At 70.5% G+C, this 19,402-nt stretch carries 20 protein-coding genes; 12 read left to right on the top strand and 8 right to left on the bottom strand.

Annotation, left to right across the window (positions count from 1 at the left end; translation table 11 throughout):
* Positions 1-36: 36 nt before the first annotated feature.
* Genes BGO91_RS09700 through BGO91_RS09690 form a run of 3 tightly spaced genes read right to left on the bottom strand, consistent with a single transcriptional unit; the run spans position 37 to position 3,665 of the window.
* The gene (locus BGO91_RS09700; RefSeq protein ID WP_290472555.1) at positions 37-1,164 is read right to left on the bottom strand and encodes a bifunctional 2-methylcitrate synthase/citrate synthase; all 1,128 of its coding nucleotides are present in this window, start codon (positions 1,162-1,164) and stop codon (positions 37-39) included.
* Between the two features lie 30 nt (positions 1,165-1,194).
* Complete coding sequence (prpB, locus tag BGO91_RS09695; RefSeq protein WP_290472554.1) at positions 1,195-2,094, bottom strand: methylisocitrate lyase; 900 nt, start codon at positions 2,092-2,094, stop codon at positions 1,195-1,197.
* Positions 2,094-3,665 carry an MmgE/PrpD family protein gene (locus BGO91_RS09690; RefSeq protein WP_290472553.1) on the bottom strand — a complete coding sequence of 524 codons (1,572 nt, stop codon included), beginning with the start codon at positions 3,663-3,665 and terminating at the stop codon, positions 2,094-2,096. The genes prpB and BGO91_RS09690 overlap by 1 nt, the downstream gene beginning before the upstream one ends.
* Positions 3,666-3,695: 30 nt before the next feature.
* Here BGO91_RS09690 and BGO91_RS09685 point away from each other — a divergent pair, with 30 nt between their 5' ends.
* Positions 3,696-4,331 (top strand): LysE family translocator, encoded by a 636-nt coding sequence (locus BGO91_RS09685; RefSeq protein WP_290472552.1) that lies wholly within the window; start codon positions 3,696-3,698, stop codon positions 4,329-4,331.
* A gap of 25 nt (positions 4,332-4,356) precedes the next feature.
* Here BGO91_RS09685 and BGO91_RS09680 read toward each other — a convergent pair whose 3' ends face one another.
* Positions 4,357-4,890, bottom strand: a complete 534-nt coding sequence (locus BGO91_RS09680; RefSeq protein WP_290472551.1) for a YbhB/YbcL family Raf kinase inhibitor-like protein — start codon at positions 4,888-4,890, stop codon at positions 4,357-4,359.
* 42 nt (positions 4,891-4,932) lie between these two features.
* Positions 4,933-5,712 carry a polyprenol monophosphomannose synthase gene (locus tag BGO91_RS09675; RefSeq protein ID WP_290472550.1) on the bottom strand — a complete coding sequence of 260 codons (780 nt, stop codon included), beginning with the start codon at positions 5,710-5,712 and terminating at the stop codon, positions 4,933-4,935.
* Positions 5,713-5,872: 160 nt separating this feature from the next.
* Here BGO91_RS09675 and BGO91_RS09670 point away from each other — a divergent pair, with 160 nt between their 5' ends.
* Together BGO91_RS09670 and BGO91_RS09665 are read left to right on the top strand one after the other, a co-directional pair.
* Positions 5,873-6,787, top strand: a complete 915-nt coding sequence (locus tag BGO91_RS09670; RefSeq protein WP_290472549.1) for a rhodanese-related sulfurtransferase — start codon at positions 5,873-5,875, stop codon at positions 6,785-6,787.
* 72 nt (positions 6,788-6,859) lie between these two features.
* Positions 6,860-8,443, top strand: coding sequence for a Na+/H+ antiporter (locus BGO91_RS09665; protein WP_290472548.1), 1,584 nt, complete (start codon positions 6,860-6,862; stop codon positions 8,441-8,443).
* 20 nt (positions 8,444-8,463) lie between these two features.
* On the opposite strand, the gene BGO91_RS09660 is transcribed toward BGO91_RS09665, so the two are convergent.
* A complete protein-coding gene (locus tag BGO91_RS09660) occupies positions 8,464-9,909 on the bottom strand; it encodes an LssY C-terminal domain-containing protein (RefSeq protein ID WP_290472547.1) in 1,446 nt (481 codons plus the stop codon).
* 45 nt (positions 9,910-9,954) lie between these two features.
* Here BGO91_RS09660 and BGO91_RS09655 point away from each other — a divergent pair, with 45 nt between their 5' ends.
* From BGO91_RS09655 to BGO91_RS09645, 3 genes are read left to right on the top strand one after another with little or no spacing between them, the layout of a single operon-like run.
* Positions 9,955-10,731, top strand: coding sequence for an isocitrate lyase/phosphoenolpyruvate mutase family protein (locus BGO91_RS09655; RefSeq protein WP_290472546.1), 777 nt, complete (start codon positions 9,955-9,957; stop codon positions 10,729-10,731).
* A gap of 54 nt (positions 10,732-10,785) precedes the next feature.
* The gene (locus BGO91_RS09650) at positions 10,786-11,808 is read left to right on the top strand and encodes an MDR family oxidoreductase (RefSeq protein ID WP_290472545.1); all 1,023 of its coding nucleotides are present in this window, start codon (positions 10,786-10,788) and stop codon (positions 11,806-11,808) included.
* Positions 11,809-11,845: 37 nt separating this feature from the next.
* Positions 11,846-12,226, top strand: coding sequence for a DUF1304 domain-containing protein (locus tag BGO91_RS09645; protein WP_290472544.1), 381 nt, complete (start codon positions 11,846-11,848; stop codon positions 12,224-12,226).
* A gap of 51 nt (positions 12,227-12,277) precedes the next feature.
* Here BGO91_RS09645 and BGO91_RS09640 read toward each other — a convergent pair whose 3' ends face one another.
* Positions 12,278-13,498 carry an FAD-dependent oxidoreductase gene (locus BGO91_RS09640; RefSeq protein ID WP_290472543.1) on the bottom strand — a complete coding sequence of 407 codons (1,221 nt, stop codon included), beginning with the start codon at positions 13,496-13,498 and terminating at the stop codon, positions 12,278-12,280.
* Between the two features lie 24 nt (positions 13,499-13,522).
* Between BGO91_RS09640 and BGO91_RS09635 the strand changes: the two genes are divergently transcribed.
* A complete protein-coding gene (locus BGO91_RS09635) occupies positions 13,523-13,912 on the top strand; it encodes a DUF1304 domain-containing protein (RefSeq protein ID WP_290472542.1) in 390 nt (129 codons plus the stop codon).
* A gap of 48 nt (positions 13,913-13,960) precedes the next feature.
* On the opposite strand, the gene BGO91_RS09630 is transcribed toward BGO91_RS09635, so the two are convergent.
* On the bottom strand, positions 13,961-14,347 hold the full coding sequence (locus tag BGO91_RS09630) for a hypothetical protein (RefSeq protein WP_290472541.1): 387 nt from the start codon (positions 14,345-14,347) through the stop codon (positions 13,961-13,963).
* A gap of 129 nt (positions 14,348-14,476) precedes the next feature.
* Here BGO91_RS09630 and BGO91_RS09625 point away from each other — a divergent pair, with 129 nt between their 5' ends.
* The 5 genes from BGO91_RS09625 (at position 14,477) to BGO91_RS09605 (ending at position 19,380) form a co-directional block, all read left to right on the top strand.
* On the top strand, positions 14,477-15,658 hold the full coding sequence (locus tag BGO91_RS09625; protein WP_290472540.1) for an ROK family transcriptional regulator: 1,182 nt from the start codon (positions 14,477-14,479) through the stop codon (positions 15,656-15,658).
* A 147-nt stretch (positions 15,659-15,805) separates the two neighbouring features.
* Entirely contained in the window at positions 15,806-16,918 is a 1,113-nt protein-coding gene (locus BGO91_RS09620; protein WP_290472539.1) for a sugar ABC transporter substrate-binding protein, read from the top strand.
* Between the two features lie 115 nt (positions 16,919-17,033).
* Complete coding sequence (locus tag BGO91_RS09615) at positions 17,034-17,867, top strand: ATP-binding cassette domain-containing protein (protein ID WP_290472565.1); 834 nt, start codon at positions 17,034-17,036, stop codon at positions 17,865-17,867.
* The gene (locus tag BGO91_RS09610) at positions 17,864-19,120 is read left to right on the top strand and encodes a sugar ABC transporter permease (protein ID WP_290472538.1); all 1,257 of its coding nucleotides are present in this window, start codon (positions 17,864-17,866) and stop codon (positions 19,118-19,120) included. Before BGO91_RS09615 ends, BGO91_RS09610 begins: the two co-directional genes overlap by 4 nt.
* 29 nt (positions 19,121-19,149) lie before the next feature.
* Entirely contained in the window at positions 19,150-19,380 is a 231-nt protein-coding gene (locus BGO91_RS09605) for a hypothetical protein (RefSeq protein ID WP_021763034.1), read from the top strand.
* Positions 19,381-19,402: the final 22 nt, after the last annotated feature.

The raw sequence follows: 19,402 nt of genomic DNA, 5'->3' as shown, positions 1-19,402 counted from the left end.
ACCCCCGAAGCACCGCGGGTGCGTCGCCCGGGCTGATCAGCGGTCCAGGTGGCGCTCCTCCGGGCCTGTGTACTGAGAGAGGGGGCGGATAAGGGAGTTGGCGGCGTACTGCTCGAAGACGTGGGCGGTCCAGCCGGTGACGCGCGCAGCGGCGAAGAGGGGGGTGAAGGTGTCGGTGTCGAAACCCATGAGGTTGTAAGCCGGGCCTGAGGGGTAGTCGAGGTTGGGCTTGATGTTCTTGCGCTCGACCATCGCGGACTCGAGGGCGTTGTAGAGGTCGAGCACCTCCTGGCGGTCGTAGTGCTCGACCAGGGACTCGAGGGCGGCCTTCATGGTGGGCACGCGGGAGTCGCCGTTCTTGTAGACGCGGTGGCCGAAGCCCATGATCTTCCGCTTCTCGGCCAGGGCGGAGTCGAGCCAGGCGTCAGCCTTGTCGGCGGTGCCGATCTCGTCGAAGGCGTGCATGACCGCCTCGTTGGCGCCGCCGTGGAGGGGACCTTTGAGGGCACCGATTGCCCCGGTGACGGCGGAGTAGACATCGGAGAGGGTGGAGGCGATCACGCGTGCGGTGAAGGTGGAGGCGTTGAACGAGTGCTCCGCGTAGAGCACCAGCGAGACCCGGAAGGCGTCGACGACCACGTCGTCCGGGACCTCCCCGAAGGTGAGCCACAGGAAGTTGCGCGAGTAGTCCAGATCGTCACGGGGCTCGACCGGCTCGAGACCACGACGACGGCGCTGGATGTACGCGACGATCGTCGGGAGCTGGGCGAAGAGATAGAGGGCTCGGCCCGCGTTGAGGTCGGGGTCGAGGATGCCGTCGGACTGCTGGAGGGAGTCGTCCAGGCCGCCGAGCTGGCTGACGGCGGTGCGGAGAGCGTCCATCGGGTGGGCGGAGGTCGGGATGTCGTCGAGGGCGCGGCGGGTGCGTTCATCGAGACGGCGGAGGGAGCGCTCCTGGGCTTCGAACGCCTCGCGCTGCTCGGGGGTGGGCAGTTCCCCGTTCCACAGGAGGAAGGCGACCTCCTCGAACGAGCAGTGCGCCGCGAGCTCCTGCACGGGATACCCCCGATAGAGCAGGGAGTTGGTCTCCGGGTTCACGGACGAAACAGCCGTGGTGTCCACCACGACGCCGGCGAGGCCCTTGTGGATCTGCGAATCGGTCATGCGAGCTCCTTCGCTCCGTCCTGCGTCGCGCTAGCGGCGCACGTCGAAATTGAACACCGAAGTGTCGAACGCGTTGTATCCCTCGTAGTCAATCAGGTCGTACAGATCGGCGCGATGCTGCATCTCGCCGAGCATCGGCTTCAGCGTTCCCTCGCCGACCAGCTGATCGAGGCCGCGCTCGGCGGCGCCCATGGCGAGACGGAGGAGGGAGACCGGCCAGATGACGATGTTCACCCCGACGTCGCGGAGCTGGTCGACGGTGAAGAGGTCGCTCTTTCCGAACTCGGTCATGTTGGCGAGCATGGGCACGTCGATCGCCCGACGGACGGCCTCGAACTCGGAGAGGTCGGCCATCGCCTCCGGGAAGATGGCATCCGCACCGGCGTCGACGAGGGCTTTGGCCCGGTCGATGGCGGCGTCCAGGCCGTCGACGGCCCGGATGTCGGTGCGGGCCATGATGAGCAGGTTGGGGTCACGGCGGGCGTCGGCGGCGGCGCGGATGCGCTTGAGGGCGGTGTTCTCGTCGACGACCTGCTTGCCGTCGAGGTGGCCGCAGCGCTTGGGGTTGACCTGGTCCTCGATGTGCAGGCCCGCGACGCCGGCATCCTCGAGGGACTGGACGGTGCGGGCGACATTCATGGGCTCGCCGAAGCCGGTGTCGGCGTCGACCAGGGCGGGCAGGTCGGTCATGCGGGCGATCTGCGCCGACCGGCCGGCGACCTCGGTGAGGGTGGTCAGGCCGATGTCGGGCAGACCGAGGTCGGCCGAGAGCACGGCGCCGGAGATGTAGACGCCTTCGAAGCCTTTGCGCTCGATGAGCCTGGCGGAGAGGGGATTGAACGCCCCGGGCATCCGGATCAATTCGCCGGAGGCCAGTCGGGCACGGAACGCAGCCCGCTTCTCGTGGGCGGGGAGAGAGGAGTACAGCATCAGAACAGTCCCATCGGAGTCGGAACGGACGCGAGCACCCCCGGGGCGGCGGTGATGGTGAGACCACCGAGCTCCGCGGCCGACAGCTCGGGCAGGCGCTGGGCCAGAGCGAGGAAGCGTTCGATCTCGGCCTCCTCGAGCACGCCCTGCGCGAGGGTGCGGAACTTGGCGACGTAATCCGCTCGCGCGAACGGACGCGCCCCGAGCGGGTGGGCGTCGGCGACGGCGATCTCGTCGGTGATCACGCGGCCGTCGGCGAGCCGGATCTCCACTCGGCCGCCGAACGCCTTCTCGGCGGGGTCGATCGAGTGGTAGCGGCGGGTCCACTCCGGGTCCTCCGTGGTGGTCACCTTGCCCCAGAGCTCCACCGTGTCCGGGCGGGCGGCACGCGACGGCAGGTACGACTCGACGTGGTGCCAACCGCCGTCCTGCAGCGCGACGGTGAAAATGTACGGGATGGAGTGGTCCAGGGTCTCCCGGGACGCGGTCGGGTCGTACTTCTGCGGGTCGTTCGCGCCGGAGCCGATCACATAGTGCGTGTGATGCGAGGTGTGGATGAGGATCGACTCCACCCGGGACGGATCCGCGACCTCGGGGTGCTCGCGATGCAGCTTCCGCGCGAGGTCGATCCACGCCTGGGCCTGGTACTCGGCCGAGTGCTCCTTCGTGTACGAATCCAGGATCGCCCGCTTGGCCTCCCCCGCCACCGGCAACGGCACATCGTAGGAGGCGGACGGGCCATCCAGCAGCCAGGCGATCACACCGTCCTCGCCCTCGTAGATCGGCGTCGGGCTCGTCTCGCCACGCATGGCACGATCGATCGCCTCGACCGCCATCTTGCCGGCGAACGCCGGGGCGTGCGCCTTCCACGACGAGATCTCGCCCTTGCGGGACTGCCGGGTGGCGGTGGTGGTGTGCAGCGCCTGGCCGATGGCCTGGAAGATCGTCTCGACCGGCAGGCCGAGCAGGGTCCCGATGCCGGCGGCGGCCGACGGGCCGAGATGCGCGACGTGGTCGATCTTGTGGGCGTGCAGGCTGATCGCCTTCGCCAGATCGATCTGCACCTCGTACCCGGTCGCGATGCCGCGGACGAGTTCGCGACCGGTGAATCCGAACGCGCGGGCCGCGTGCTGGGCGACCGCGGTGATCGGCGGGATGTTGTCCCCGGGATGCGAGTACTCCGCGGCCAGGAAGGTGTCGTGATAGTCGAGCTCGCGCACCGCGACGCCGTTGGCCCACGCAGCCCACTCCGGAGAGACGCGCACGGCCTCCTGCTCGCCGAAGACGGTCGCACCGTCCTGCGGGCGGTCGGCGGACCCGGTGAGCTCCTCGAGCTGACGCACGGGGAGGGGATGGGCCAGCGCCTGCGAACGCGCGGAGACGACGGGACGGCGGGTGAGGGACGCAGCGGCCACGGCGGCGTTGTCGATCACGCGGTTGATCACCATCTCGGTGACCTCGGCGTCGACCTCCACCGGGTCGGCGGCGACCTCGGCGAGCTTCCAGGCGAGCTGGTCCTGACGGGCGAGGTTCTCCTCGCTGCGGTGCACACGGACGTTGTGGATCTTCACGTATCGAACCTACCTCGCTACGCTCTGCTCATGGTCCCCGGCCCCTCCCTGCTGGCGTTCGCGCTCGCCTCCGTGGCGCTCATCGTCATCCCGGGCCCGAGCGTGCTCTTCGTGATCGGCCGCTCACTGGCGCTGGGCCGTGCGGGCGGACTGCTCAGCGTCCTGGGCAACGCGCTCGGGATACTGCCCCTCGTGATCGCCGTGGCGCTCGGGATCGGCGCGCTCGTGGCGCAGTCCGTCGTCGTGTTCACGGTGATCAAGCTCGTGGGCGCGGCCTACCTCGTGTACCTGGGCGTCCAGGCAATCCGGCACCGGAGGCACACCTCGGTGACGCACGAGGAGCAGCCGACGCGCTCGCCGTGGCGGATCCTGGCCGAGGGCTTCCTGGTCGGGCTGACGAATCCGAAGTCGCTCGTGTTCTTCGTGGCCGTCCTGCCGCAGTTCGTCGACTACGGCGCGGGCGGCATCCCGCTGCAGATGTTCGAGCTGGGCGTCGTATTCCTGCTGCTCGCCCTGCTCTTCGACAGCGTCTGGGCGCTGGCCGCCGGCACCGCCCGGCAGTGGTTCGGGCGCTCGCCGAAGCGGGTCGAGCGCCTGGGCGCCGCCGGAGGCGTGATGATGATCGGCCTCGGCGGCGTCCTGGCCCTCACGGGCACCAAGCACTGACACGCGGCCCGGCCGGCCGCGCCGATCAGATGTCGCCGGCGGTGGCGACCGGGGTGAGCACGGCGCGCGCGAGCGTGTGGAAGTGCGCGTTGAAACCGAGCACGGCCGGGGTCGACGCGGGATCGAGGTCGAGGCGGTCGACATCCAGCGCGTGCACGATCACGTGGTAGTGGTGGGTGCCGGTCCCCGGCGGGGGCCCGGCCCCGGTGAAGCTCTTCGCGCCCAGCTCGTTCGAGAGCATCGCGGCGCCCTGGGGCAGGCTCGCCCCTCCCTCCGCACCGGCTCCGGCCGGAAGGGAGGTGACGTCGGCCGGGATGTTGAACACGGCCCAGTGCCAGAATCCGGAGCCCGTCGGGGCATCGGGGTCGTGGATGGTGACGGCGAAGCTCTTCGTCTCGGCCGGGAACCCGCTCCACGACAGCTGGGGCGAGATGTCCCCGCCTCCGCCGCCCGCACCCCACTGCTCGCGGGAGAGCGGCCGGTCATCGGCGATGTCGTCGCTGGTCAGGCTGAAGTGCGGGACGGCGCCGAAGCGCTCCAGGGGATCGTTCGAGGTCATATCCGTAACCTACGCTCGCCCGGCCGGCAGCGCGCCGGAGGCTCAGGCGCGCTGAGCGGATTCGGAGATCGCGGCGGGCTCGGGACGGCGACGGAACCGGGACGGCAGGCCGGTGATCCCCCACCCGGTGACGCGCAGCATCGCCTCGGCCACGATCCCTCCGGTCATCTTCGACGCGCCGTGCTCGCGCTCGACGAACGTGATCGGCACCTCGGCGATGGACAGGCCGGCCTGGTGGGCGCGGCGCAGCATGTCGATCTGGAAGCAGTAGCCCTGGCTCTCCACATCCGCGAAGTGGATGCGGCGGAGGGCGTCGGCGGTGAAGGCGCGGTAGCCGCCGGTCACGTCGCGGACCGGGACGCCGAGGGCGATGCGCGAGTAGGCGCTCCCCCCGCGCGAGAGCAGCCGGCGGCGAGCGGGCCAGTTGACGACGCCGCCACCCGGGACCCAGCGCGAGCCGAGCACGAGGTCGGCTCCGGCGCCCGGCTCGTCCCCGCGCAGGGCGTCGAGCAGCCGGGAGAGCTCTTCGGGGCGGTGCGATCCGTCCGCGTCCATCTCGACGATGCGGTCGTAGCCGGCGTCGAGCGCCCACTGCATCCCCTCGCGGTAGGCGGCGCCGAGGCCGTCCTTACCGGCGCGGTGCAGGACGTGGACGTTCGAGTCGGTCGCCGCGAGGGCGTCCGCGATCTCCCCGGTGCCGTCCGGGGAGTTGTCGTCCACCACGAGCACCTCGGCCGAGGGGACGGACGCACGCACCCGACCGACGATCGGGCCCACGTTCTCCCGCTCGTCGTAGGTGGGGATGATGACGATGGTTCGCAAGGAACCGCCTTTCTGCCGAAGTGCGCGCCGTGCAGGCTACTCCCACCTTGCCCGAGCTGGCTGAACACTTGGCGAACGAAACTTCCGGCGCTCGCAGTTTCGCCCGCGTGGGCCGCTGGCGGACGGGATCCTCCCGGCGGGGTTCGCCTACCATCGTCAGGTGCCCGTCCCCAAGATCCTGCTCTTCTACGCGTTCACCCCGCTCCCCGATCCGGAGGCGGTGCGCCTGTGGCAGCGTGACCTCTGCGCGTCGCTCGGGCTGCGCGGGCGCATCCTGATCTCGAAGGACGGCATCAACGGGACGGTCGGCGGCGAGCTCGACGCGGTGAAGCGGTACCTGCGCTCCACCCGGGAGTACCCGGGGTTCCGTGAGCTGGACGCCAAGTGGAGCGCCGGCTCGGGCCTCGACGCCGACGGGCGCAGTCTCGACTTCCCGAAGCTGTCGGTGAAGGTCAGGGAGGAGATCGTGTCGTTCGGCGCGCCCGACGAGCTGCGGGTCGACGAGCACGGCGTCGTGGGAGGCGGCGAGCGCCTCGACCCGCGCGCGCTGCACACCCTGGTCCAGGAGCGCGACGACGTGGTGTTCTTCGACGGGCGCAATCGTTTCGAGGCGGAGATCGGGCGGTTCCGCGACGCGGTCGTGCCGGAGGTGGCCAACACCCGCGAGTTCGTGGCGGAGCTCGAGAGCGGCAAGTACGACCATCTCAAGGACAAGCCGGTCGTCACCTACTGCACCGGCGGGATCCGCTGCGAGGTGCTCTCGGGGCTGATGAAGTCGCGCGGGTTCCAGGAGGTGTACCAGCTCGACGGCGGGGTGGTCCGGTACGGGGAGACGTTCGGCGATGCCGGCCTGTGGGAGGGCTCGCTGTACGTCTTCGACGGTCGCGGATCGGTCACGTTCGGCGACGAGCCGGCGGTGATCGGCCGGTGCGCGGGATGCGACGCTCCGACGAGCAGGATGCGCAACTGCGCGGACCCGTCGTGCCGCGAGCAGCTCGTGGTCTGCGAGGCGTGCGACGTGCTCCGGTGCGCGGCGCACCCGGCGGTGGAGGCAGCCGACTCTCCCCATCGCTGACGGAGAACGAGTTCTCCACCGACTCACGGGAACCATTGCTGGCCGCTCCGCGTTGCGGCCATCATGAACACCATGGATCCGGTAGCCGCCATCGTCTGGATCGTGTCGTTCGTCCTCGTCACGGTCACCGTCACCGGGCTGTCCCGCCGCGTCGGCTGGTCGGCCCCGGTGGTGCTGGTGGTTGTCGGCGCCATCGCGTCATTCATCCCCGGCGTCCCGCAGATCGCGCTCGAACCCGAGGTCGTGCTCTACGGATTGCTTCCGCCGCTGCTGTTCGCCGCCGCCATCCAGACCTCGATCGTCGACGTGCGCGCCAGGCGCGACGGCATCCTCCTCCTGTCGGTGGGGCTCGTGGCGTTCACCGTGATCGTGGTCGGGTTCGCGACCTGGCTCGTCGTCCCCGCGATCACGCTCGCGGCGGCCTTCGCGTTCGGTGCGGTGGTGGCGCCGACGGACACGGTGGCGGTGACGGCGATCGCCGGCCGCGGGCACCTCCCCCGACGGCTCGTGACAGTGCTGGAGGGCGAGAGCCTGCTCAACGACGCGACCGCCCTCGTGGCCCTGAACGCGAGCATCGCCGCCATCGTCAGTGTGATCAACCCGTGGACGATCGCGGGCGAGTTCGGCCTGGCGGTGGTCGTCGGGATCGGCGTGGGGCTCGCGATCGGCTGGATCCTGTCGCTGATCCGCAAGCAGCTCCGCTCCCCCGTGCTGGACACGTCGCTCGGGCTCATCACCCCCTACCTGGCGTTCATCCCGTCGCAGTTCCTGCACGGGTCGGGCATCCTCTCCGTCGTGGTGGCGGGCCTCTATCTCGGGTACCGGTCGCCGACCATCCAGACGGCGGAGGCCCGCATCGCCGAGACCATCAACTGGCGCACGATCCAGTTCCTGCTGGAGAACGCGGTGTTCCTGTTCATCGGGCTGGAACTGTCGAGCATCCTCAGCGGGGCGTTCCGCTCCGGCATCACGGTGTGGGAGACGGTGATCATCAGCGTGGTCGTGCTGGTGGCGCTGTTCCTGGCGCGGTTCCTGTGGATGGTGGGCACGACGGCGCTGTACAAGTACGGGCCCCGGCGCCTGCGCGAGCGCGGGTGGTCGTGGCCGACCGGGATCGCGGTGTCGTTCGCGGGGATCCGCGGGGTGGTCACCCTCGCGGCGGTGTTCCTGCTGCCGACCGAGACGCCGCACCGGGAGTTCCTGCAGTTCCTGGCGTTCGTGGTCGTGGTGGCGACGCTCCTGGAGGGGCTGGCCCTCCCCTGGGTGATCCGGCGACTCCATCTGCCGTCGCCCGACTTCGCACAGGAGGCGAGCGAGATGCAGCGGCTGCTCGCGGAAGCGCAGACCGCGGGGCTGGAGCACCTCGACACACAGATCACGGGCAACGAGGACGAGAGGGTGATCGAGCGGCTGCGGGTCAACGCCGTGTTCCTCTCCGACGCGCTGGAGAACCCGTCGCCGGACGAGACGGAGGACACCCCGATGGAGTACCGGCACCTGCGGCGCACGATGATCACCGCCGAACGGCAGGCGGTCCTGACCGCCCGCGCGGAAGGGCGCTACCAGGAGCCGGCGGTGCGGTCGGTGCTGGCGTTCCTCGACGCGGAGGAGGCGGCGCTCAAGTCGTCCGGTCCGGGCAAGAAGTCGCTCATGTAGGGCGGGACAGCATTGACGCGCTACGCGGTCGTCGTGTCGTCCGCGGGCGCCCGGGCCGCGGCGAGCGCCTGCGCGGCGGCGGTGGCGCTCCCGACACGGCGGGAGGCACGCGGGCGCCGCGCCCACTGGCGAGCGCGCTGGGAGGAGAGCGCCAGCACGACCAGGATGTCGAGCGGCAGGCCGAAGAGGTTGTTGCGCAGCGAGATCTGCGGTCCGCCGTTGAAGAAGTCGACGGCGGCGAACACGATCAGCATCGAGCTGAACGACATGGAGGCGATGCGGGCCCAGTTGCTGCCGAAGAATACGAGCAGCCCGAGCAGGAAGTAGAACACCAGCCCGGCGCCGAAGATGCCGAGGAGCACCCCGAAGACGACGTCGGCCTGATGGCGGTCGACGCCGACCAGATCGCCGGAGGCGTAGAGCGACCCCACCCAGGCGCGCCAGCTCAGGATCGTGAGCGCGATGAACAGCGCACCGGCGCCCACGCGCAGCAGCATGAGCAGGAACCCGAGCGCGATCGGCACGGGACGACGCTCGGCGAGCGCGACGCGACGGGCCTCGGCCTGCTGCACGACACGCTCCGCCTCGGCGTCGACGGGCACGCGCGCCAGATCGACGACGGGGAGGTCGCCGTCGGTCTCGATGCTGTCCCCGCCGCCGTTGCGGGAGTGGTAGCCGCTCGAGAAGTCACGGATGACCTGCACCTCCACCCCGACGTCGGCGGAAACGAGGGTGTTGACGATGTGGTCGCGCTCGATGTCGGTGTTGGCGTCGATCTTGTGGGTGATCTGCAGGGTGAAGAGCGAGAAGCCGACCGACTTGTCGAAGGTGCCGGCGGCGAGCCAGTCGACCTGGTGGCCGCCGGGGAGCAACCAGCCGTCGGGGCACTTCCAGAACCGCACGTGGTGACGCTTGGCGGGGTTGCCCTTGACCTCCTGCTGATACGCGACGTCCTGCTGGTGGCCGAACAGGAACAGCGGGCTGACGGGCGCCTCGTCGTAGCTGCGCCGTAACAGGGTCGACGTGACGATGCGGCGGCTGGAGGCGAGGGTGACGTCGTCGGCCCGCGTCCAGCCCGCGGCGCGCATGGCGTCGTCGAGCTGCTCCTCCGACCCGAGCAGGGCGAGGTTCACCGGGTCGCCGAGCAGGCCGTCGCTGGTGCGCGCGCGTCCGATGAAGTAGTCGGGGACGTAGATCTGGGTCAGGATGCGGTGCAGGCGGGGAAGCACCAGATACGCGAGCACGAGCCAGAACAGCACGAAGAACAGGACGAGGAACCAGCCCCAGCCGAAGCTCTCGGTGAGCACCAGCCAGGCGAGCCAGACCGCGGACGCGCCGCCGAAGAGGAAGAACGCGTAGTCGACGACCGCGTTGACCGACAGACGGCGGGCGGTCGCCGACCGGGTCTTGCGCCCCTCCCCCGGGGCGTCGTGGGGCGCCTCGCTGGGCGCCACCGGCTGGGTCATGGGGCCATCCTAGAGGTCGCGCTCACACGGTCGTATGGTGGCGGCATGGCCACCATCACCGAACGCGGCACCGAGCTGCGCCGCCTCCACCACGCCCCCGAGCTCCTGCAGGTCGTCAACGTCTGGGACGCGGTCACCGCGACCACGATCGCCGCCCTGCCCGAGACCAGGGCGCTCGCGACCGCCAGCCACTCCATCGCCGCGACCCTCGGCTACGAGGACGGCGAGAACATCCCGCTCGACCTGATGCTCGACATGGTCGGCCGGATCGTCGCCGCGACCGACCTTCCCGTGAGCGCCGACCTCGAGGGCGGCTACGACAGTGCAGGCGAGACGATCCGCCGGGCGATCGGCGTCGGCGTCGTCGGCGCCAACCTGGAGGACCGGATGCGGCCGTTCGACGAGGCGGTCGCCGTCGCCCGCGACGCTGTCCAGGCCGCGGAGGCCGAAGGCGTGCCGTTCGCGCTGAACGCCCGCACCGACGCGTTCATCCGCGACGGCCTGCCCACCGTGGAGGCGAAGACCGAGGAGGCGATCCGCCGCGGGCGCGCCTTCCTCGACGTCGGGGCGACGAGCGTCTTCGTGCCGGGCCTGCTCGACGAGCCCACCGTGTCCGCCCTGGTCGCCGGTCTCGGCGAGCGCACCCTCAGCGTGATCGCGGTCCCTGGGTCGCTCGCACCCGCCCGGCTGCAGGAGCTCGGCGTCGCCCGCGTCTCCTACGGCCCGTGGACGCAGCGGGTGGCACTCACCGCGCTGCAGGACGCGGCCCAGGCGATCTACGCCGGCGGCGCCCTCCCGGAAGGCACCCGTGTCCTCAACTGACGCGGCCGGGCGGCACCGGGACGACCGCCGACACGCCCCGCGTAGGCTGCAGCCATGAGCGACTTCCGGGCGATCGTGATCGAGCAGGAGATCGAGGGCGGCAAGATCACCGCCCACACGGCGGAGGTGCGGCGGGTGACCGACGCGTTCCTGATGCCGGGCGATGTGACCGTCGCCGTCGAGTACTCCGACCTCAACTACAAGGACGGCCTCGCGATCGCGGGCAGGCCCGGCGTGGCTCGGACCTCCCCGCTCATCCCCGGCATCGACCTGGTCGGGACGGTCGAGGCGAGCGACGATCCGCGCTGGTCCCCCGGCGACCGGGTCGTGCTCAACGGCGACGGGATCGGCGAATCGCACCACGGCGGCCTCGCCGAGCGGGCGCGGGTGCGCGGAGACGCCCTCGTGCGCATCCCGGACGCGATCGCCTCGGCGCAGGCCGCGGCGATCGGCACCGCCGGTTTCACCGCGATGCTCTCGGTGCTGGCGCTCGAACGAAACGGCGTGGACCCGGACGAGGTCCGCGAGAGCGGGAGCAGCGTCCTCGTCACGGGGGCGGCCGGCGGCGTCGGCTCGGTGGCGGTCGCGGTGCTGGCGGGGCTCGGTTATCCCGTGACCGCGTCCACCGGCCGGCCGGAGGAGCTCGCGGGCTACCTGACCGACCTCGGCGCGTCCGCGATCATCGACCGCGCCGAGCTCGGCGACCCGGGACGGCCGCTGCAGAGCCAGCGCTGGGCCGGCGTCGTGGATGCGGTGGGCAGCCACACCCTCGTCAACGCCCTGGCCCAGACCCGGTACGGCGGAACGGTGACGGCGTGCGGGCTGGCGCAGGGCCCTGACCTTCCCGGCACCGTGCTCCCGTTCATCCTGCGCGGCGTGACCCTGGTCGGGATCAACTCGGTGGAGGCTCCGGCCGCACTGCGCGAGACGGCCTGGCGCCGCCTCGCCCTCGACCTGGACGAGGAGAAGCTCGCCGCGATGACCGGCGTCATCCCGCTCGCCGACGCGATCCCCGCCGCGGACGACATCCTCGAAGGCCGCCTGCGCGGTCGCACGGTCGTGGACGTGCGCGCCTGAGCCCGGCCCACGCGGCCCTCCCCGTATGCTGGGCGGCATGATCGTCCTCGCCACCGTCGTGGTCACGCTCGCCGCCGCCCTGCACGTCGCGATCTTCTTCATGGAGAGCGTCGCCTGGGCCCGCCCCACCGTGTGGAAGCGGTTCGGGGTCGCCGACCAGCAGGCCGCCGACACCACGAAGCCGATGGCGTACAACCAGGGCTTCTACAACCTGTTCCTCGCGATCGGCGCGGTGGTGGGGCTCATCCTGTACGGCGTCGGACTGCACCCGGCCGGGCTGGCGCTCATCCTGTTCACGATGGGCTGCATGTTCGCCGCCTCGGTCGTGCTGGTCACGACGGGCAAGGGCTACTGGCGCCCGGCCATCACCCAGGGCACGCTCCCGCTCATCGGCTTCATCCTCATGCTGCTCTCCTGAGCGGCGGGGTCAGCGCACGCGGCGGCGTCAGCGCACGCCTGCGTCAGCACGTCAGCGCAGCTCCGGCGCCACCGACTCGGGCCGCAGCCCGCGGCCGATGAGCCGCGCCGTCGCCCGCTGCAGCAGCGGCGTCGCTGCGGCGAGCGCCGTCCTGACCGCCGGGGGCAGCGGGTCCGGCAGCCCCTCGGGACCGCCGGGCCGCGCGATCCCTCGATGCGCGGCGAGCTGGATGCGCTGCATCGCCGCCACCGGGGGCAGCCGGCGCCGCTGGATGCCGTCGAGCACCCGCAGGTCGACCTGGCCGGTGCGCAGCGGGCCGACGAGCGCGTTCGCGGCTGCCACGGCATCCTGCACCGCGTAGTTCACGCCGACGCCGAACGCCGGTGACATGGCGTGCGCCGCATCGCCGATCGCGAGGAACCCGCGGCGGTACCAGCGGTCGAGGCGGTCGATCTGCACGCTCAGGAGCTTGACCTGCTCCCAGTCGTCGATCGTCGCGAGCGGCTCGGCGAGGAACGGCGCGGCGGCCGCCACCGCCTGCCGGAACGCGGGCAGCCCGTCGGCCTTCAGCTGGTCGATGCCGCCCTTGGCGATGACGAGACCGGTCTGGTAGTAGTCGCCGCGGTCGATCGTGATGACCATCGAGCCGTGCCGCAGGTAGGCGAGGGTGCTCGGCGGCGCCTCGGCCGGCTTCGGCACCCGGAACCAGAGCACGTCGATCGGCACCCCGAACCGACGGGGTCGCAGGGCGGCGGCCTCCCTCAGCGCCGAGTCCCGGCCGTCGGCGGCGACGGTCAGCGTGGCCGCGATCTCGAGGTCGCCGTCCGGGCCGCGGGCGGTGAGACCGGTGACCGCCCCGTCCGCCCACGTCAGGCCCGTCGCGGTCGTCTCCATCAGCAGCCGGAAGCCCGGGTACCGCGCGCCCTCGCCCGCCAGGAAGGACAGGAAGTCCCACTGCGGCGCCAGCACGAGGAAGTCGTCCGGCGGACCGAGGCGAGCGAAGTCGACCGGATGCAGCCGGGTGCCGCTGACCACCGCGTCCAGTGTGCGCACGCTGGTGTGCGGCAGGCCGAGGAACCGCTCGCGCAGCCCCAGCTCGCCGAGCACGCCGATGGTGGACGGGTGGATCGTGTCGCCGCGGAAGTCGCGGAAGAAGTCCGCGTGCTTCTCCAGCACGACGACATCGAGCCCGTTGCGGGCGAGGAGGAGGCCGAGCATGACACCCGCGGGGCCGCCTCCCGAGATCACGCAGTCCGCCTGAAGCACATCCATGCTTCCGCAGCGTATCCTCCCGCCATGGCCATCGTCGCGTCCGTCTTCGTCTCCCTCGCCGCGGTGGTGCACCTCGCCGTGTTCGCGTCGCAGACGATCGCCTGGTCGTCGCCGTCCGTCTGGCGGCGGTATGGAGTGGCTTCGCAGCGGGATGCCGACGTCACCCGATCGCTCGCCTACACGCAGGGATTCCACAACCTGTTCCTCGCCGGCGGCGCGGTGGTGGGGCTGGTCCTGTACTGGACGACCCTGCGGCACGTCGGGTTCGGGCTGGTGTTCTTCACCTGCACCTGCATGGTGCTCGCGGCCGTGGTGCAGCTGACAGTGGGAGGTCGCAAGCCGGTGGCGGCGCTGGTGCAGGGCCTCCCGCCGCTCATCGGGCTGGTGCTCTTCACCGCCGCCCAGGCCGGGTGAGGCCCGGGTCGGACGCTACCGATGACCGGCGCTACCCGATGACCGGCGCTACTCGATGATCTCGCCCTCGGCGGGGATGTCGCCGATGTCGACGCGGAGCGCCTCGACCAGCTTCGCGGCGTGCGGCGTCGAGACGATCACGCGCGAGTAGTCCTCGCCGTCGAGGTCGATCACGACCGCGGCGCGCTGCTTGCCCTTGATGAGCAGGAAGTCCTGCCCGCCGTGGAACTTCCAGGTGCCGACCGAGAGCGTGAGCGGCACGGCGGCTCCGGGGGCACGGATGCCGCGGATCCAGATCCACGGGTCCTCCGTGATGGCGACCGAGCGGATGCTGTCGCGCGGGATGACCAGGTCGTCGCGTTTGAGCGCGAGCACCTTCTCGGCCCGCGTGAGATGGATCTCCAGGCGGTCGGGGTGCACGTACAGATCGGCCATGCCTCTATCCTGCCAAGCCCTCGGAGCGCGCGGCAGTGCCGAACCTCACAAAGCCATAACCCTTGGGCCATATTCGTCGAGCGGCACTCGACGGGACCGAGCGTCGACGCTGCATGTATCCTTCTCGTCGTGGCAACCCAGAGACGGACTCCGGGCTCGCAGACTTCACTTCGTGAAGCCAACCGAGCTCGAATCGTCGACGCCATCAAGAAGCACGGCGGCCTGACGCAGGTCGAACTGGCCGGTGCGACGGGCCTCTCCCCCGCCACGGTGTCGAACATCGTGAAGGAGCTCTCGACCTCCGGCGTGCTGCACACGACGCAGAGCATCCGCAGCGGCCGGCGCGCCCAGCACGTCACCCTCGCGCACGCCCTCGGCCTCGTCGTCGGCGTCCATTTCTCCACCAGGCACCTGCGCGTGGCGCTGGCCGACGTGGCGCACACGGTCGTCGCCGAGAACCACATGCCGCTCGCCCGCGATCACCGCGCCGATAACGAGCTCGACAAGGTGTCGATGCTGCTGAGCGACATGCTCGACTCGGTGGAGGCGACCCGCGACGAGGTGCTCGCGGTCGGCATCGCCCTCCCGGCGCCCCTCGACCGCGCGAGCGGGACCATCGCCCGCAGCGGCATCATGCGGGGCTGGGACGGCGTGGTGGTCGCCGAGGCCATGGAGCGCCGGGTGAAGCGCCCCGTCTTCGTCGACAACGCCGCCAATCTGACCGCCCTGGCGGAGTCGCGCTTCGGCGCCGGGCGCGGCAAGCGCAACTCGATCACGCTGGACATCGGGGACGGGATCGGCGCCGGCCTGCTGCTGAACGGCGGCCTGTTCCGCGGCAACAACGGCGTCGCCGGGGAGTTCGGCCACACGACCATCCGCGAGAACGGACCCCTCTGCCGCTGCGGCAACCGCGGCTGTCTGGAGGCCATCGCCGGCGGCCCGGCCATCCTCGACGAACTGCGCGACCACCTCGGCAGCCTCAAGCTCGGCGACGTGGTGCTGCAGGCCATGGCGGGGGATGCGCGCTGCATCCGCGCGATCGCGGACGCCGGCAAGCACATCGGCGTCGCAACGGCGAACCTCTGCAACCTGCTCGATCCGGAGCGCGTCGTGGTGGGCGGTGAGCTGGCCCGCGCTGGCGAGCTCCTCCTCGGCCCGATGCGGCACGCGGTCGAGCGCTCCATCATCGTCGGCGAGGACCTGATGCCCGACATCGTGCAGGGTCAGCTCGGCACGCGCGCGGCGACCCTCGGAGCGGTCGCGTACGCGGTCGACCGGGTCTCGCTGACTCCGCAGAGCGCGTCGCTCTGACCCTCCGCATCCCGCTGTCCCCCATCGCCCCCCAAACGTGACCAACCGTTATCGAATGCGTTGACTTCAAGTATTGACGCCAAGACGCGCACCTGACACACTCAACCCAGCCGCCAAGGATGGCGGGCTCGAACCGGAGGTTTTTCAATGAAGATCGCCACCAAGAGGGGAATGTTCGCGGCATCCGCGGTCCTCCTCGCCGCACTCAGTCTCACAGCCTGTTCGAATGGCTCCGGCAGTGGAAGCACCTCCACCGCGGACGCCTCCAAGGCCCAGATCGGCCTTCTCCTCCCCGACTCGGTCACCGCCCGCTACGAGGCGGCGGACAAGCCCTTCTTCGAAGCCAAGATCAAGGACCTCTGCTCCGGCTGCAAGGTGCTCTACGCGAACGCCGACGGCGACGCGAGCAAGCAGCAGCAGCAGGCGGAATCCATGCTGACCCAGGGCGTCAAGGTGCTCGTCCTCGACCCGTTCGACGGCGAGGCGGCGGCCTCCATCGTCGGAGAGGCCAAGGCCAAGAACGTCCCCGTGATCTCCTACGACCGCCTGATCAACAGCAAGGACGTCGACTACTACATCTCGTTCGACAACGAGGAGGTCGGCAAGCTGCAGGCCACGGCCCTGGTCGACAAGCTCAAGAAGGACGGCGTCGCCTCCGGCAGCGGCATCCTCATGGTCAACGGCTCGCCCACCGACAACAACGCGACCCTGTTCAAGAAGGGCGCGCACAGCGTGATCGACACGAGCGGCTACAAGGTGCTCGCCGAGTACGACACACCAGGATGGGACCCGGCACAGGCCCAGAACTGGGTCTCCGGCCAGATCACGCAGTTCGGCAGCCAGATCAAGGGCATCTACGCGGCCAACGACGGCACGGGCGGCGGCGCGATCGCCGCACTCAAGGCGGCCAACGTCTCGCCGATCCCGCCGGTCACCGGACAGGACGCCGAGCTCGCGGGCATCCAGCGCATCCTCGCCGGCGACCAGTACATGACGGTCTACAAGGCGATCCAGCCGGAGGCGGAGAAGGCGGCCGAGCTGGCCATCGACCTGGCCAACGGCAAGAAGCCGGCCGGTGACACCAAGGTGTCGACCGCGGGTGGAGCGAGCATCGCATCCTTCCTCCTGAAGCCGGTCGCGGTCACCACGGACAACATCGAGAGCACCGTCGTCAAGGACGAGTTCTACGGGTCCGACTCGGCCGCGAAGATCTGCACGGCGGACTACAAGGCGGCGTGCGACAAGTACGGAATCAAGTAACACCTGGCAGCACGGCCCTCCAGTTGCGGATCAACGCACCTGGAGGGCCGTGTGCACCCGCCCTACGATGGACCCGAACCACCCAGCTCACCTCGAAGGAGAGAACGCCGTGACCATGGAAACCGCGATCGCCGAGGAGGAGCGGACCGAGCGTCGGCCCGTGCTCTCGCTGAGCGGCGTCTCGAAAGGCTTCGGCGCCGTGCAGGCGCTCACCGACATCAGCCTCGATGTCTACCCCGGCGAGGTGGTCGCCCTCGTCGGCGACAACGGCGCCGGCAAGTCCACGCTCGTCAAGATCCTCGCGGGCGTGCACCCGCAGGACTCCGGGACGATCACGTTCGACGGCCAGGAGGTCGCCATCCCGTCGCCCGCCGCCTCGCGCGAGCTGGGCATCGCGACGGTCTTCCAGGACCTCGCCCTCTGCGACAACCTCGACGTCGTCTCGAACCTCTTCCTCGGCCGCGAGATCACCCACGGCACCCTGGACGAGGAGGAGATGGAGAAGCGGTCGTGGAGCCTGCTCCGGCAGCTGTCCGCGCGCATCCCGTCCGTCCGGATCGCCGTCGCCTCCCTCTCCGGAGGCCAGCGGCAGACGGTCGCGATCGCCCGCTCGCTGATCGGCGACCCGCGCGTCGTCATCCTCGACGAGCCGACCGCCGCCCTCGGCGTCGCCCAGACCGCCGAGGTGCTCAACCTGATCGAGCGCCTGCGCGAGCGCGGGCTCGGCGTGCTGCTCATCAGCCACAACATGGCGGACGTGCAGGCCGTCGCCGACCGCGTCGCCGTGCTGCGCCTCGGCCGCAACAACGGCGACTTCCACGTGCCCGACGTCAGCTACGAGGAGATCATCTCCGCCATCACCGGCGCCACCGACAACGTCGTCAGCCGGCGCGCCGGCCGCGACGCCGACGCGATCACCGGCACCAGCGAAGGGAAGGCCGACGCATGAGCAAGGCAACAGCGGAGACCCCCGCGGAGGTCGCGGCCGACCTGCAGGACGAGCGCCTGATCCGCGACGAGGGCATCGGGGGCGCGGTGCGCGGCTTCGGTCGCCGGGTGCGCGGGGGCGACCTCGGCTCGCTGCCCGTCGTCATCGGCCTCATCGTCATCTGGGTCGTCTTCCAGATCCTCAACCCCAACTTCCTGAGCGCCAACAACCTGGTGAACCTCACCCTGCAGTGCGCGGCGATCGGCACCATCTCGATCGGCATCGTGCTGGTGCTGCTGCTCGGCCAGATCGACCTCTCGGTCGGCTCGGTGAGCGGTGTGTCGGCGGCCATCCTCGGCGTCGGCTTCACGCAGCTCCACTGGCCGCTGTGGGCGACCGTGATCGTCGCGATCCTCGCCGGCGCCGTCATCGGTTATCTCTACGGCCTGCTCTTCACCCGTTTCGGAGTGCCGAGCTTCGTCATCACCCTGGCCGGCCTCCTCGGCTTCCTCGGTCTGCAGCTGTGGATCCTCGGGCCGAACAGCTCGATCAACATCCCCTACGACTCGTGGATCGTCTCGTTCGCGCAGCAGACCTTCCTGCCGCCGTGGGCCGCCTACGGTCTGGCCGTGATCGCGGCCGGCGGGATGTTCCTCTCCGACTGGCGCCGCAACGTCCGCCGCCGCAACGCCGGGCTGTCCGAGGGATCGACGGCGGCGGTCGCGCTCAAGGCCGGTCTGCTGCTCGTCGGCCTCTGCATCGCCGTCTGGTACCTCTCCACCGACCGCGGCACGGGAGCGATGTTCCTGTTCTTCGTCGTGCTCGTGATCGTGATGAACTACCTCCTCACCCGCACCAAGTGGGGCCGTTCGGTCTTCGCCGTCGGCGGCTCGGTCGAGGCGGCTCGCCGCGCCGGCATCAAGGTGAACCGCGTCTTCATCAGCGTGTTCATCCTCTGCTCCACGTTCGCCGCCGTCGGCGGTCTGCTCGCGGCGGCCCGGCTCGCCTCGGTGGGCGCCGGATCGGGCGGGACGGACACCAACCTGAACGCGATCGCGGCGGCGGTCATCGGCGGGACCAGCCTCTTCGGCGGCCGCGGCTCCGCCTGGTCGGCCCTGCTCGGCATCCTGGTCATCCAGTCCATCACCAACGGACTGACGCTGATGAACCTCGACTCGTCGTACCGCTACATGATCACCGGCGCCGTGCTGCTGCTCGCGGTCATCATCGACTCGCTGTCGCGCCGGTCGAGAGCGTCGCACGGCCAAGCCTAGGCAGCGGGCGGGTGTGAGAAGGTGGTCGGGTGACCCGCACCACCACCTTCCGCGCCCGCCTTCTGCGTGAGGGCGAGCCGCCGCGCACGGTGACCGAGCGCGCACCGTCGGACGTTCCCCCGCGCACCCTGCGCCGGAGCGCCTCCGGGAGCGGGATCTACGACATCTACGCCCTGCTCGACGCCGAGGGCTGGCCGGCGACGGCCACCTACAGCTTCGTGCAGACGCTGTCGCCGGCGCGCTCGGCGGCGGACGACTAGGCGGGTCCGCCGCTCTGCGTTC

It is taken from the genome of Leifsonia sp. 71-9 (genome assembly GCF_001898805.1).
Taxonomy (GTDB): Bacteria; Actinomycetota; Actinomycetes; order Actinomycetales; family Microbacteriaceae; genus Leifsonia.
This window is presented reverse-complemented; position numbering and strand designations above follow the sequence as displayed.

What these genes read in the sequence shown, in the direction of transcription:
- BGO91_RS09655 (WP_290472546.1), top strand. Translation starts at nt 9,955, where the DNA reads ATGGCCACCATCACCGAACGCGGCACCGAGCTGCGCCGCCTCCACCAC.
- BGO91_RS09700 (WP_290472555.1), bottom strand. Translation starts at nt 1,164, where the DNA reads ATGACCGATTCGCAGATCCACAAGGGCCTCGCCGGCGTCGTGGTGGAC.
- BGO91_RS09650 (WP_290472545.1), top strand. Translation starts at nt 10,786, where the DNA reads ATGAGCGACTTCCGGGCGATCGTGATCGAGCAGGAGATCGAGGGCGGC.
- BGO91_RS09615 (WP_290472565.1), top strand. Translation starts at nt 17,034, where the DNA reads ATGGAAACCGCGATCGCCGAGGAGGAGCGGACCGAGCGTCGGCCCGTG.
- BGO91_RS09660 (WP_290472547.1), bottom strand. Translation starts at nt 9,909, where the DNA reads ATGACCCAGCCGGTGGCGCCCAGCGAGGCGCCCCACGACGCCCCGGGG.
- BGO91_RS09630 (WP_290472541.1), bottom strand. Translation starts at nt 14,347, where the DNA reads ATGGCCGATCTGTACGTGCACCCCGACCGCCTGGAGATCCATCTCACG.
- BGO91_RS09635 (WP_290472542.1), top strand. Translation starts at nt 13,523, where the DNA reads ATGGCCATCGTCGCGTCCGTCTTCGTCTCCCTCGCCGCGGTGGTGCAC.
- prpB (WP_290472554.1), bottom strand. Translation starts at nt 2,094, where the DNA reads ATGCTGTACTCCTCTCTCCCCGCCCACGAGAAGCGGGCTGCGTTCCGT.
- BGO91_RS09665 (WP_290472548.1), top strand. Translation starts at nt 6,860, where the DNA reads ATGGATCCGGTAGCCGCCATCGTCTGGATCGTGTCGTTCGTCCTCGTC.
- BGO91_RS09640 (WP_290472543.1), bottom strand. Translation starts at nt 13,498, where the DNA reads ATGGATGTGCTTCAGGCGGACTGCGTGATCTCGGGAGGCGGCCCCGCG.
- BGO91_RS09610 (WP_290472538.1), top strand. Translation starts at nt 17,864, where the DNA reads ATGAGCAAGGCAACAGCGGAGACCCCCGCGGAGGTCGCGGCCGACCTG.
- BGO91_RS09685 (WP_290472552.1), top strand. Translation starts at nt 3,696, where the DNA reads ATGGTCCCCGGCCCCTCCCTGCTGGCGTTCGCGCTCGCCTCCGTGGCG.
- BGO91_RS09620 (WP_290472539.1), top strand. Translation starts at nt 15,806, where the DNA reads ATGAAGATCGCCACCAAGAGGGGAATGTTCGCGGCATCCGCGGTCCTC.
- BGO91_RS09680 (WP_290472551.1), bottom strand. Translation starts at nt 4,890, where the DNA reads ATGACCTCGAACGATCCCCTGGAGCGCTTCGGCGCCGTCCCGCACTTC.
- BGO91_RS09645 (WP_290472544.1), top strand. Translation starts at nt 11,846, where the DNA reads ATGATCGTCCTCGCCACCGTCGTGGTCACGCTCGCCGCCGCCCTGCAC.